Source organism: Bacillus cereus group sp. MYBK216-1, from assembly GCF_051916495.1.
GTDB classification, from domain to species: Bacteria; Bacillota; Bacilli; order Bacillales; family Bacillaceae_G; genus Bacillus_A; species Bacillus_A thuringiensis_K.
This window is the reverse complement of sequence record NZ_JBQAGT010000003.1, coordinates 452341-466187: the sequence shown is the minus strand read 5'-3', so window position 1 is coordinate 466187 and position 13847 is coordinate 452341. Positions and strand designations below refer to the sequence as shown.

Genomic DNA, 13847 nt, shown 5'->3' with positions numbered 1-13847 from the left:
CAAAACTGGAATGATCATGTTAATAGTTGTAATGACTTTATTAGTTACAGCACTTGCAGCATGTGGAAATAATCGTAATCCTGAAGAAGTTGCTACAGCGTATTTCGAAGATGGAAACAGCCTACTATCAAATTAAATGATAGTAGGCTGGCTGTTAAAATTATTTAAGAACTGGGTTATGTTCTAAATGATAAGCTTTCATTATCAAAAAGAGTATTACTAGTTCCCTCCACAAACAAAAACACCCTATCACTTCGGTTCTAAATTTAGCACCTTCCCCTCTATCCCCTCCGTATTCAATGTAGTCGTATGATACGTGCCATTTACCCAATCATCTATTTGATCATGATACCAATCGCTTCTAAAATGTCCCGACTGTCCTGGCCCTACGATATGATAACCGTTTGACATATCTTTCGTATCAATAATGAATCTCCAAGACGCCCCGTGATTTACAATGCCGTTTTCGCCGTAACTTGCTGCTTGCACGGTAACTTGGCTCCCACCAATCGGAACTGGTTTCTCACGATTAAAAGCGAGTAATGCTAACATACTCGATGATTTCGAAATTGGATGTGTAAAAGCGAGTTGATGGTAATCGCCCCACTTCCACTCTCCAACATCGGGTCCATATTCCTTCTGCAATTTCTTCATTACATTCTCGTACGATGTATGCACAACTGTTGTGAAACCTCCGTACTTCGTAAACCAAACGCTATTTTCTCCCGCTACTTCTTTTCGAATCAATTCATCAACAACTTGTGACTTCCCTTCAAATAACTCCATTACATCTTTCGGTATTTCTTTTGAAAATAACGTATTTGAAATCTCTTTCATTAACAAATGGAATATTAATGGTGCCGCTTCATCTTTACTATCGTAAAAATTCCACTTTGTTAATTGGTCTACGCCTTCTTTCTCTACCTCATTTAAAGATGCTTTATTTAACTCTTTTAAAAATATAGGAGTAAACTCTTTCCCGTATAAATTCTTTTGATCCATCTGTAACTCTTCTAAATCTTTCACCGTATACTTTTCCTTCTCTTGCAAAAATTCTTGAATACGCATTTGCCTATATGGCTGCGCCCACGTATTGCTAATATGATATGGATAATCATCATCAACAATTTTATTATTCGCAGTTGAAATAAACCCTTGTTTTGGATTGATTACTTTTGGAAGTTGATCAAACGGGATATACCCTTCCCATTCATATTCATCTGTCCATCCTGGAACAGGCAAGCTACCATCACCTTTTTTACGCACTGGTATATTTCCATTCGCTTTATAAGCAATTGTGCCGTCATTTGATGCAAACACAAAGTTTTGGGTTGGTGTATGAAACTCTTGAAGAGCGGTTTCAAACTCATTCCAGTCTTTTGCTTTATTCATATTTAATACAGCTTTTAACTCAGCTGACGGTTCTAAAGCTGTCCACTTTAAAGAGAATACGGTTTTGTTTTTTTCCTTTCCCTTATCCGCAAACTCTGAAATTACTGGTCCATGCCTCGTAATCGTAACGTTATAAGGAATTGTCTTCCTGCCTTTTACTTTAATCGACTCGTCTACAACGGTAGCTTTCTCCCATTTATCGTTATACAGAAATTCATTTTCATTATTAGGATTTCTCTTCTCAATATATAAATCTTGCACATCAGGCCCCGTATTCGTAACGCCCCACGCTATTTTGTCATTGTGTCCTAATATAACACCTGGTACTCCGGCAAAAATAACGCCACTCACATTCAAACCTTTCATTTCAAGTCGCGTTTGATACCAAATAGAAGGCGTCGCAAGAGATAAATGAGGATCATCTGCTAAAATTGGCTTACCTGACGCACTCTTCTCACCGCTCACAACCCAGTTATTACTACCGTTAAACTCCGGCGGAATTATCGTTTTTGAAAAACTTTGTGCTACGTCCACATTTGTATTTTTCAGTTCAGTTAGCAATCTAGGGGCATCTTTCGGATATGCAGGAAATAGCTCATTCGCTTGCTCTTTGGGAAGATTTTTCAGGGCCCAATATCGAAATGCCTGTCCGTGCCAATGTCCTCCTAAGTCAAACGCCATATACTTCCCGATCGTTAAAGTATCAACAATTGACCACTCAGCAGGTTCATAACCTAATATAGTAAACTCAACTGGTAATTTCTTTTCCTCTTTCGCCTCACGTATAAAAGCGTTCACCCCATCAGCAAATGACTGCAGGGCATATTTCGCTTCTCCATCATATTGACTAACTGAAGCTTCGGCCGCTCGCCGTAAACCGAGTGTTCGAAACAATTTATCTCGATCAACAGCTGCTTCCCCAACAACTTCACTTAACATACCAGACGCTTGTCTTCTACTTAAATCCATTTGAAACAAACGATCTTGCGCTTGCACATATCCTTGTGAAAAATATAAATCATGTGCATTTTCCGATTTAATATGCGGTACACCTTTACTATCACGCTTCACCGTAACAGCCTGTTGTAAATCCTCTAGCTTTATCGTTCCATCTATCTTTGGCATAGATTTCAGCGTATATATGTTCAAAAAAATCACAGCGGAAATAACTAACAAAAGAACGATACTACTAGCCCAAATAAAAATTCTTTTTCCCTTTTTTCGTTTCTTCTTTATAACGACTTCCATATAACCACCCCTTTCTCACAATATTCGCTTCTATAGTAAAAGAACCTTTTAGACTAGAAAAAATCCTTATCCAAACTATGGATCATACAAACCAAATACTTCTCTCCTATGCATTCCTTCACTAAAATCTACTCGTCCTTTCTTACACCAATTCCTCAAAATCCCCTTCACATAAGCTAACGTTTTCTTATTATTTTCAAACGCAATTTTAAGTGCCTCTAACACTTTCTCTCCAGAAAGTCTTTGTATCCAATTCTTCAATTCCTTCACAATATATGGGGATAAACTACTAATATTTTGTTCATAAAACTTATAAACTTCACTATTTGGAACGTCCTCTTCTATGGTTTCTACCTCTATCTCTTCCGCTTCTTCTTTCTCTTCAATAACTACTTGTGAACTACTATTATCCTCTTCTTCTGGCATACCAAAATGCTGCAATAATAATGGAATCTTGTATTCTTCTTCAAGGCATTTACGTAAAAATATATGTATGAACTCATTACTTTTTATAGTCTTTAACTCACGTAATACGCACTTCTCCACATTCGTATTTGAAATAGGGTTATAGTGTAACCAGTTTATTATGAATACCTCTTTCGTTTCCGTATCATATAGAATCTTTCCATACTCAACAAACCTGTTTAGCAACTTCTCAACAGTCTCCATACTATAACCTGTTTCAAGCTCTGCCACACGCTTCGGTAATATATAAATACCACATTGCTTCGTTTTCGTACCAGTTAACAAATATATGTAAAAATAACGCTCCTCTGGCGTTAAATCTAATATGAATTCATCTTGCCAAAAGTTCACCTGCACATTACGGTATACTGCCATATGTTTCCCTCCACTCTTTGCTAGTAAATAGGAAAATTTTAATCCTTCATTATAAAGATAGGACTGCGGGAATGGTTTTGGCATTCGAATTACAATTTTTTTACTACTACAACGCCGGTTTCATTTTTTCGCGCTTGTTTTGTTCTTGTAGTTGTTTTTGTTTTTGTTTTTGTTTTTGTTTTTTCTTAGTGATTTATTACTTGGTAGGGGCTTATGAGGGGCTTGGAAGGGCATTCTACATTACAATCTATCAAATACAATTGTTCTTCCTACTAAATAGGAGCTATTCCAAATTATTATTTTGGATAGCTCCTTTCAAATTCTTCTTATTTTTTACTTCTACCAATGTCAGCTTCTACATACCATTTATTCTGCTATTTGCGGGCAGTAACACTCTCATTTCAAAATTCGGTGAATAAACTGCTCGATTGCAGTGCAAGTGGCCCTCACTGATTAAAGTTTCATTTTATTTTTGCATTGAATCTAACATCTTCACAATAAAGGCAGCTGCCTGACCACGAGTTGCTGTACCTCGGGGATCAAACTCATTATTTCCAATACCATTAACTACCTTTAGACTGTATAATCGTTGAACCGATTCTTTGTATGTTATTAAATGCTTATCTGTAAATGGTAATGCTACTAACTCTCCTGTAATTCCTTTATATCGTAATGCTTTGTCAATCATAATAGATACTTCTTCACGAGTAATTGGTGAGTTAGGATCAAAAATCCCTTCACCACGACCATTAATAATTCCTGCACTTGCACAACGTTTAATACCGTCATGAAGTGATGGATGTGCCTCATTAATATCTACAAATGACTTATTTCCCTCTGGTAGTTTAAGAGCATTCGAGATTAATTTCGCAAACTCCGCTCTCGTTACATTTCGATATGGCGCAAATACACCATTACCTTCGCCTTGCATAATACCTAGACTGTTTAATTTACGAATATGCCCTTCAAACCAGCCACCTGTAATATCATCTTTTGGTTTTTGTACTTCTTCCTTTGGTACATTGTAGTTAATTTTAATCCAACTTGGGTCATAGAAAATCCATTCTCCATTACCTACTTTATACCAACCATTTTTAACGGCTAATACTTTGTAACGATCTCCGTTTGAAGCTTTACGTACAACACGATGTTCAATACCCGCATCACTACGTACATTGATGCCACTACCATTTACCACTAGTTCCATGCTAGGTTCAGCTGGATTATTTTCATTTGGATTAAATGAGTCATTTTTATCTTGTAAAGGCGTATCAATCTGCGCATTTATATTTGCATACCACTGAATTCCTTGTACGAAACCAGCCCAATTACCACGTGAAATTAAAATGTCAGGACATTTTTTCCCGCTCCATTGTTGATGCTTGTAAATATGATCTGCACCAATTCCTTCTTTGTTCATTAAATAACCTGCAAGTCGTTTTGCATTTTCTAACGCTTTATTGTAATCACCGTCTTGGTTAACCGCAATCTCGATACCGATAGACTCCCTGTTTCCTGAACCATCTCCATCTCCTGCATGCCAACCATTTTCGTTTGTTGGTAAGTGTTGATAAATTTGTTTATCATCTACAGTAAAATGCCATGAAGCTGTTCGGAAAGTGCCTTCAGTTGCTTGCTTGTATAAATATTTCGCATGATTTTCAGCATTAGCACCAGCGGCTGTATTTGCGGTCTCATGAATTGTAATGTAACGTGCTTTCATCGGATTTGCAGGACGAATATCAGGATTTCCTGCTGGAACAATCCACTCCACAAATGGAACTCCTGCAAGTGTTCCATATTTCTTCGTACTCTGTGCACTATATTGAATACCTCTTGGCTTTGCAACAGGTTTCATTTGACGATCAGATCCATCATTTCGACCATCTACAGATTCAAATGCCTTTTCAATGTTTGAAATAGCTTCCTTTTCTGCTACTTGCCCCTTCTTAGCATCTTGCATTTTGTTTAATTCTTCTGTTTCATCATGTTTATGCTTATATTCTTCTAAAAGAATTTTTTCATTTTCAGATACTTCTGCTTCGTTAACTTGTACATGATCAGGAACTTCCAACTTGAAATTAGAATAATTTAATCCGCTCGTTCCATTTTCTCCCTGGGCAATATTAAGTTGATCAGTTTGAGATTTGTTCAACTCTTTTGCTGATGCTGATAAAGGTACGCTCCCTAAAATCACTAGACTTGTTGATAGTGCGATTACTTGTTGTTTGATTGTCTTATTCATTATTATAATAGATACATACACATTCCCGCCGTGTATGTATCTCAACCTCCCTTTATTCTCACATTAATTTGTTAAAATATGAATCTACTATGTACTTCTAATATGACTTCTTTTTATTTACATATTTAAATAATTATATTTTATAACCATTAAGAAAATATTTATATGTCATCCCTACAGATGAATTTCATCTAACATACTTTTTACAAAATCCGTCAACAAACATTATTTTACAACTAATTACAACTACCGTCAAAATAATCAATTTAAACTTAGGCAAATAACTGACATACAATTTCATAATAAGAGATCCTATACTATCGAAATACATTTATTACAAATTCCCTTTAACGTTTTCAACAATTTCGTTTATCGTATTTCGATCAAACTTATCACTAATTTCGTATGGCTCACGATCTCCTACGAATTGCACGCCTACGATATCATTGCGATCCTTACCGTATTGCACTTCAATAATAAATCCACGCTCTATTTGTTTCCAAATGAGGCCTGCTTCATCTTTATTATCTAAAATAATGCAGTCTTCAATATTTTCGTCAATCCCAATTAACTTATTATCATCCATATATCCAATCTCGTATTGTTGCCGTTCTTTCGCTTTGCCACTTACTAATATACCTTTGCTACCATATGAATAATCCATATAGTCCTTTTTCTCCGTTTGTACCGCTTTCGGCTTTTGTGCTTCAGTTTTTTCAGTAGCCCCACAACCTGTAATAAGACTGATTGGCATAACCACTATTAATACTAACCTAGTGAATTTCTTTATCATTTGTAACCAACCTCATATATTTAATGTAAAACTCCATTTATTACTCTATTAAAGAATAACATGATACTAAGTAAACAGAACGAAAGATAACATATTATTTACATACTCGCACTTTAATGAAGGACCAGGCCATTTAAACCTAGTCCTACATAACTTTAACTTTGCTTCACATACTTAATTGTATGAAATGACGTCTCATTAAATAATTGCAAGTTTTCCCCATCATAATCTTGAACTTTATATGCTATTTTCTTTTTTTGAATTGTATCTTCTACACCGTCTACTAAACGTTTATTGAGATGTAAATAGATTGTAAAAGCTTCCTTATCATATTCCCAAGTGCCTTCAATATAATTCTTTTTATTTGGATACTCACCTTTACCATACGTTTCAAATGTCTTATCACCTTTTAAAATAAGTGACATAATGAAACCGTCTGTTCCTTTGAATCCCCAATTACCAATTAATTCCGTACCATCCTTCACATTCTTCATAACGTTATCCGTATTAATTCCAGCTTTCTTATCTAACTCTTTCAAATCTTTCACAGATACTGTACCGTCACCGATTTTAATATCCCCTTCAAGGTCTTTGAATGCCTTAAGCCAGTAAATATCTCCTTCTTTCACTAACTTTTCGGATTTCTCCATTAACTCTTTATCAGTCTTATCGCCTTTTTCTCTTTTTTCTTTTCGGGTGAATACTTCATTGATTAAAGAAAAAGACTCTCTAAAATAACTAATTGCTTTTTGAAAATCCTTTTGTTGATTTACATACTCTGCAGGGGGATCTATCGACTCGAATTTATCTAACGTTTTATTTAATTCTTTCACACTATCTACTATATCTGATTTCTTTTTCTTACCATCAAAAACCTCTCTTGTAATATTGTTATGCTCCGCAAACAACTTATCAAACTCTATCCCTAATTTATACACTTTATTAGGATAGTCTTCCTTTGAAACTTTTTCTTTCTTACTATTAGACTTCGATTCTTTTACTTTAGACTCTTCTGTTTTCTCCTGTTTAGAAGTGTTCGTTTTCTCAGAAACTCCACAACCAAATAACAACATGACCGGAACTGCTACCCCTAGTAGTTTCTTTGTATTCATGACTGATTTCTCCTTTTACTTGAATAGATTACTCTTACTATACCCATCCTCTTTTTTTATCTTGTAATTAAAGTTACAATCGCAATAACTCCTAGAATCGGTCCCCAATATTCCATTTTTATAAAAAATAATGAGTGCTTTTTGTTAAACATAACTTTTTCACCAGTTTCGGTATCTATATAAACTTTCCCATCTGGCTTATTAATATATTTACCTAAATACCAAGACATAACCCCTGATATAATAAACATTACCGCCATTGGCCAACTATGGTCTTGAAAATATGTAGCATCCCCCGTTATAGATCCAAAGATAGCCTTACCCAAAAGAGTATTAATAATTACAATAATTGCGACTAAAAAACCCCAACCAGACCAAATAATCATCTATTTCTCCTCCTAAAGCGTACAACTTTGTACTTTATGTTAATTTGAACTGCAAACGAAAACGTTTAAAAAACCGAATATTCAGACGTTAATAATTACATTTAGCTTACATTCGATTCTAACTTTAATGTTCTAAATGCAAATGAACCAGATATAATTTGTAAAATTGTCGGAATAAGTAAAAAGAATAATGACATAAATAACATAACTATAGGAATCACAATCATACAAACTCCATAAACTTTATTATTAACCTTGTTTACTAAACACGATAAAATGAACAACCCTATTTGAACCGTTAAAATAATAGAGTAATAAGCTAAAAGTTCGTAATCAACCCCTTCCATAATATTAAACGCTACAACTATTAATATTATGGAAATAATAATTCCCAAAATGCCATCAATTAAACCTAATACAAATTCAGGCGTTCTTTTCAATTCAATCCCCCTTTTATGAACCACTAACTGCTTGTATATTTTTCCCATTCACCATCATACCAAATATTAATTGGAAAAACTATACAAATGTATTTTTTATTCTACTATACTTTGCTTCTAACTATAGATAGCTTGTAGCAGTCACAAAATCAAAAGCTTCAAAATTACTAACTGGTTTTGATACCTTTAGAAAGTAGACATACCTCTTGAATACAATTAGTATTAACATATGAAATACGAAAAGCTTAAAAAGGCTTTCACATGAAGAAAGGAAGTTGCACAACTATGGATCTTAAAACAGTTATGCAAGAACTTGAAGCTCTAGGTAAGGAACGAACGAAAAAAATATACATATCTAACGGTGCGCATGAGCCAGTATTCGGAGTAGCTACAGGTGCTATGAAACCAATCGCTAAAAAAATAAAATTAAATCAAGAATTAGCTGAAGAACTTTATGCCACAGGCAACTACGATGCTATGTACTTTGCAGGTATTATTGCCGATCCAAAAGCTATGAGTGAGTCTGATTTTGATCGCTGGATAGACGGGGCATATTTTTATATGCTATCCGATTATGTGGTGGCAGTAACTTTATCAGAGTCAAATATCGCACAAGATGTTGCTGATAAATGGATTGCAAGTGGGGACGAGCTTAAAATGTCTGCAGGCTGGAGTTGCTACTGTTGGCTTTTAGGAAATCGCAAAGACAATGAATTTTCCGAAAATAAAATTTCCGATATGCTTGAAATGGTGAAAGATACAATTCATCATTCTCCAGAACGAACAAAATCCGCTATGAATAATTTCCTAAACACAGTAGCAATCTCATATGTACCACTACATGAAAAAGCAGTCGAGATTGCAAAAGAAGTTGGTATAGTTGAAGTCAAACGGGAGAATAAAAAAAGCAGTTTGTTAAATGCTTCTGAAAGTATCCAGAAAGAACTTGATAGAGGAAGACTTGGTTTCAAGCGTAAGTATGTAAGGTGTTAAAAGTATGAAGGTGTCAATGTAGGAGAGATTGACACCTTTTTTGTGGACATTACTAGACTAACGGAGCTGCAAGTTAAAGGGAACCAATCATTCATCTCCCACTATACATCTCAAACTTCTTCTTTCAATTTATATACCCTATCTCTTTTCTCATCATCTTTGATAAAAATAAGTTTTCCTTCTGTAACAAAACCTTCTAATAGTAAACATACTTGTCCATATGCTTTAGGCTTATTCGTAGTGAATCTTTCATCGGGTATTTTACCAGATCGTATTAATCGTTCACATAGCTCAAGCGCACTTATTTCTTCAGAATCAATTAATTCTAAAATATCTTTTTGTAATGGTGATAAAGGGGCTGGTACCTTACATACCTCAGCTACCTCCACCTTTTCTTTTTCTTCTTCAAATAAATCTTCAAATGAAATTTGATTCATTACACCTGTTCCTTTCTAACAATTGATTTATATAACATGAATTGAATTCTATAGGTACGAAAACTTTAAATATTAGTCATTGTTATGTAGTGCTTACCTCGTTACATGAATTTCAAACTCATGTACATCATTTCATATAGTATATTTTGATTATACCAAATATACGTTCTGCCTTCTATTGTAGAATTTTTATAACAGAAATGAAAGTAATAGTGAACATTTTTCTTCTCTTTAGTTGTATAGAAAACTATGTAAAAAGTTTACATAATAAAATTATAGTGATCTGTTAAATTTCTACGCAAAAAAGCACTTGTTGCCTCAAGTAGAGAATCAAGTGCTTTAAGTTCATTTTTTAAAATAGCATAAATTTGTAAGTTTTGTAGTAACAGTATGACAACTACTCCGTTAAAACTTACGAGTTTGTACGAGTTCGTTAGTTTAATGTACATTCCATGTGTTTATATTCACCGCCATATAAAATGTCATTTCGCCTAAGCTCGTACTTCGTTTTCTATTCTATCATTGCACACAGTACTCCATGATGGTACAACCATCATGGAGTATCTATTTTCAAACACCCTATTATTTTTTCTATCCACTTCACATAAACTTTATTTTTCATTCATCATTATATTTTTTAATCGTGTAATTTACTTAAAAAATCAGTAAATGTATCTGCAATGTAAAATACATTTTCTCTTGCACGTTCTTCCACTTGTTCTTCTGTTAATCCTTCTTCTCGCATCAACATTTCTTTTTCACCAGCATTTTCATGTTCCCAAAATACCACAACAGGGTTATTTTTGTCATTTTTATAGTCAAAACATATTAAATTTCCCGCTGGGTCAAAAGCAAAAGGAACTAATTCTGCCGGTAGTGTATCCTTGTAATCATCAAATACTTCTATAATATTTTCATCATCATCCATATCGTAACTTAATAACGTTCCAAAAACCTTTCTTTTCCCTTCAACTTCAAACACCTCTGGACTAACATGCGCTCCATTATTCTTCATCACACATTCTATATAATCTAAAGGAAAATTAATGTTCAATTCCTGTTCAACATTCTTTACATCTTCTCGTATAATAGGTTCATCTGGTGATCTCCATTGTACCTTACTCATCTGATTCCATCCCCCCATAATGCATTTCCACCTAAATGGTTAACTTTATGCGTTTTAGACACTACTAACTGCATTTTACCAGGTACTTGATGATGATGCCAAGTCAATCCTTTTATTCTAGCTTCCTCATTATAAATATCCCGGAGCTGTTTCTCTGTAAAGATTTCCTTTGGTATATCTCCCTTCTCTATTGCTTCTTTTAATGCCTTTGTACAGAACTTAAACTGTTTATCATCAGATGCTATAAACATCCCTTTATCCAACTTTGTTTGAAACTTAACAGCATCTCCTTTAAAAATAGGAAATCCTAGTACATCGTAGTCTACACCTTTCACATGTGTACCTCCCGCTAATGATTTATTTAAAATATTATTTTTAGGTGAGGCATTCAAATATTCATCAACATAACCTACCACTTCTTTAAACTCTTCAACACTATCATATCCCTTAGGAACAATTGATCTATTAATCAAGTTCCCGTCTTTATCGTAATTATTTTTAATTACTTCGTCAATTTCAGATCTATGAACAGCGTTACCCGTACCCTTAACCCCACCACTCTCCAAATTCGAGATCCTACTCTGAATACTCGCCTTTGAGGCATCATGGGCTTCTTGGAATTTCCCGCTATAGTTCGTTCCAGATCTAACGACACTTCCATCTGGCAGTATTTCTACACCTTTAAAGATTTGGGATACGGAGTCCGCACCTTTTGCTAATGTATTTTCAATTATATAATACTAATAATTTATGTTAGCCTGAATTCATAAAAAATATTTTCTAAAAATTTATAGCATGTCTATCTAATAAAAAAGCACTCGTTGCCTTTCGGAGACAATCAAGTGCTTTAAATTCATCTGTTTTAAGTAGCATTAAATTTGTAAATTTTGTAGTAACAGTATTATGACACCTTTTTATATGGTAACAAGTAATACATTAATACTTACGAGGTCATTATTATTGTGTCCTTTCCATGTCTTTTCAATAAAATATCATCTCACCTAATTCTCACGCATTTCTTTCTAATACAGTTGTAAAAATAAAAAATTCAATAGCCACTACGTTCTCCTAACGTTGCCATTGAATTCCTTTACTAAGCATGTACCTTTGTCAGCGTCCAAGTAACCAACAAAATAGGCACATTTCTCAATTTATTTTTCTATCTCTATTATCACCCCTCCCAAACCCAAAACATTTTTATTATTTCGAATTCAGGAGGTGAAAAGTTTAAATGCATTTGTAGTATCACATGGTGTTATTAAAATTGTACGTGGCCAAAAATAGCACATTCTAGATGGTTATGCAATCTTGATATTAACTTATAAGAAAATCTTGATCGGATTCAAGGGTGAAGGCATACAATCCTTAGGTCTATCTATAATATTTGATACACCTTTCTTGAAAAGGAATTCTATCATCAAGCAACACCTCTTCTTGCAGGATTTTTGTTATATTCTCTATTTTCCCAATGAATAATGCATAAAAGTCGCCCGAATTTGGATATAAAAACAGACCATATCCCTTTGGTGACAGTATTTTGTTGGCCATCTTGATCTTATCGGGTAAAAATTCATAATTAAATGCTTCTAATCTCTCAAGTTCTTCTTGTGTTGCTAATTCAATTTGGTGGGCAAATTCGTAATCAAGAATAAAATTGACAATTTCTTGGTATTGCTCACCTTTATAGTCAATGTATAAAAACTGTTTCGTTGTCAATCCATATTTTAATAGGTCTTCATGTAAGTCATAACCTCCTTGTTCCTTCAAAAATGTTTCCAAATCCTTGCTATCAGGAAATATAATCTGCGCTATCCCTTGATCAGGCATCTTAGCTTCCTCCCTTTTATTGGAATAATTTTCCATGCTTGTTAGAAATATATTCCGGATAGTTTTCACGATAAAATTGATCAATCATCTGAAGTACGGGATCCCATTCAGGATATGACTCATGTTCCCCAAATACCATTCTAGCTTCTGGAGTATTCATCAGAAAATTATCGATTTGAGTAGGTACTGGCAACCCTAGTTGTTTCCTTACATGGATTAAAAATAATATTTCAAAAGGATAAAATCCGTATCTGAAATCACCAAATTCACCTAGCTGTCCGATTTCAGAAGCTAACGCAGAATGATACTGAGACATTATGGAAATTAGATATTCTATTTCTTCTAAGTCACGAGTCGACCAACGTCCTAACACTTCATCATATATATTTAGGTCTTCAGGGATTAAATCGCATCGTAGTTCAGCTTCTTTAAACTTATTTTTCACGACTAGATGCAATTTTTCATTTGTCCCCATGATGGTTTTATTTCTATACTGCGAGTATAGCTCTAGCAAAAACCAAATATGTCTATTCTCTTCATTAGCATCTATTAAATGTCCACCGAAGTGATGAACCATAAAATCATATAATATATTTTCTTCTTTCTCCCATCCATACATTGCAAAATGAACTAATGTGAGGACGACTTCTCTAAACGTATACCCCAAAATCATCTTTGGATATCTGATTTTATAAAGATCTTGTCCCATGCACTGGTAAAATAAGACTTTCTGCATGTTCTTTAATCCTTCTACATTGTTTCCACCGCTTATCAATACATCGTTTTTCCATAGTGACAAGTGATATGAGAAAATTTTGCTTAAATTTATTAGTAGGATGTGATCTTTCTCTGTTTCATTTTGCTTAACAATTTTCTCAACCTTACTTCTACTGACATTATATTTATCTTTAACATCTTCAAATTCGATTCCATCCACAAAATTTTTGCTATATCTTTTAAAAGCCATTTCTAACTTTTTGGGGTTCATCATTGCATCCTCCCTATGAA

15 protein-coding genes are annotated in these 13847 nt (G+C 34.2%); 2 read left to right on the top strand and 13 right to left on the bottom strand.

Features of this window, described 5'->3' with window-relative positions; all coding sequences use genetic code 11:
- Positions 1-10: 10 nt before the first annotated feature.
- Entirely contained in the window at positions 11-136 is a 126-nt protein-coding gene (locus ACTFRH_RS12640) for a hypothetical protein (RefSeq protein WP_102947809.1), read from the top strand.
- A gap of 113 nt (positions 137-249) precedes the next feature.
- On the opposite strand, the gene ACTFRH_RS12635 is transcribed toward ACTFRH_RS12640, so the two are convergent.
- The 7 genes from ACTFRH_RS12635 to ACTFRH_RS12605 form a co-directional block, all read right to left on the bottom strand.
- Positions 250-2640, bottom strand: coding sequence for a penicillin acylase family protein (locus ACTFRH_RS12635; RefSeq protein ID WP_000454309.1), 2391 nt, complete (start codon positions 2638-2640; stop codon positions 250-252).
- A gap of 75 nt (positions 2641-2715) precedes the next feature.
- On the bottom strand, positions 2716-3564 hold the full coding sequence (locus tag ACTFRH_RS12630) for a DnaD domain-containing protein (protein WP_003302016.1): 849 nt from the start codon (positions 3562-3564) through the stop codon (positions 2716-2718).
- A gap of 382 nt (positions 3565-3946) precedes the next feature.
- The gene (locus ACTFRH_RS12625) at positions 3947-5725 is read right to left on the bottom strand and encodes an S-layer homology domain-containing protein (protein WP_033703575.1); all 1779 of its coding nucleotides are present in this window, start codon (positions 5723-5725) and stop codon (positions 3947-3949) included.
- A 334-nt stretch (positions 5726-6059) separates the two neighbouring features.
- Positions 6060-6518 (bottom strand): hypothetical protein, encoded by a 459-nt coding sequence (locus ACTFRH_RS12620; RefSeq protein WP_000591639.1) that lies wholly within the window; start codon positions 6516-6518, stop codon positions 6060-6062.
- A gap of 155 nt (positions 6519-6673) precedes the next feature.
- On the bottom strand, positions 6674-7630 hold the full coding sequence (locus tag ACTFRH_RS12615) for a DUF3994 domain-containing protein (protein ID WP_001093046.1): 957 nt from the start codon (positions 7628-7630) through the stop codon (positions 6674-6676).
- Positions 7631-7686: 56 nt separating this feature from the next.
- Positions 7687-8016, bottom strand: a complete 330-nt coding sequence (locus ACTFRH_RS12610; RefSeq protein WP_000587855.1) for a hypothetical protein — start codon at positions 8014-8016, stop codon at positions 7687-7689.
- A gap of 101 nt (positions 8017-8117) precedes the next feature.
- Positions 8118-8456: a DUF4064 domain-containing protein gene (locus tag ACTFRH_RS12605; protein WP_000831722.1), complete on the bottom strand. Its 339-nt coding sequence runs from the start codon at positions 8454-8456 to the stop codon at positions 8118-8120.
- 285 nt (positions 8457-8741) lie between these two features.
- Here ACTFRH_RS12605 and ACTFRH_RS12600 point away from each other — a divergent pair, with 285 nt between their 5' ends.
- Positions 8742-9449, top strand: coding sequence for a DNA alkylation repair protein (locus ACTFRH_RS12600; RefSeq protein ID WP_000364668.1), 708 nt, complete (start codon positions 8742-8744; stop codon positions 9447-9449).
- Positions 9450-9559: 110 nt separating this feature from the next.
- Here the strand turns inward: ACTFRH_RS12600 and ACTFRH_RS12595 are convergent, their stop codons facing one another.
- The 6 genes from ACTFRH_RS12595 to ACTFRH_RS12570 form a co-directional block, all read right to left on the bottom strand.
- A complete protein-coding gene (locus ACTFRH_RS12595; protein WP_001071909.1) occupies positions 9560-9886 on the bottom strand; it encodes a DUF3895 domain-containing protein in 327 nt (108 codons plus the stop codon).
- A 260-nt stretch (positions 9887-10146) separates the two neighbouring features.
- Complete coding sequence (locus tag ACTFRH_RS12590; protein ID WP_003302002.1) at positions 10147-10335, bottom strand: hypothetical protein; 189 nt, start codon at positions 10333-10335, stop codon at positions 10147-10149.
- Between the two features lie 188 nt (positions 10336-10523).
- The gene (locus ACTFRH_RS12585) at positions 10524-11012 is read right to left on the bottom strand and encodes an SMI1/KNR4 family protein (protein ID WP_000049179.1); all 489 of its coding nucleotides are present in this window, start codon (positions 11010-11012) and stop codon (positions 10524-10526) included.
- Entirely contained in the window at positions 11009-11746 is a 738-nt protein-coding gene (locus ACTFRH_RS12580; RefSeq protein WP_080545895.1) for an HNH endonuclease, read from the bottom strand. Before ACTFRH_RS12580 ends, ACTFRH_RS12585 begins: the two co-directional genes overlap by 4 nt.
- A 637-nt stretch (positions 11747-12383) precedes the next feature.
- Positions 12384-12839 carry a hypothetical protein gene (locus ACTFRH_RS12575; protein ID WP_001113306.1) on the bottom strand — a complete coding sequence of 152 codons (456 nt, stop codon included), beginning with the start codon at positions 12837-12839 and terminating at the stop codon, positions 12384-12386.
- 16 nt (positions 12840-12855) lie between these two features.
- Complete coding sequence (locus ACTFRH_RS12570) at positions 12856-13830, bottom strand: hypothetical protein (RefSeq protein WP_003301998.1); 975 nt, start codon at positions 13828-13830, stop codon at positions 12856-12858.
- Positions 13831-13847 lie beyond the last annotated feature (17 nt).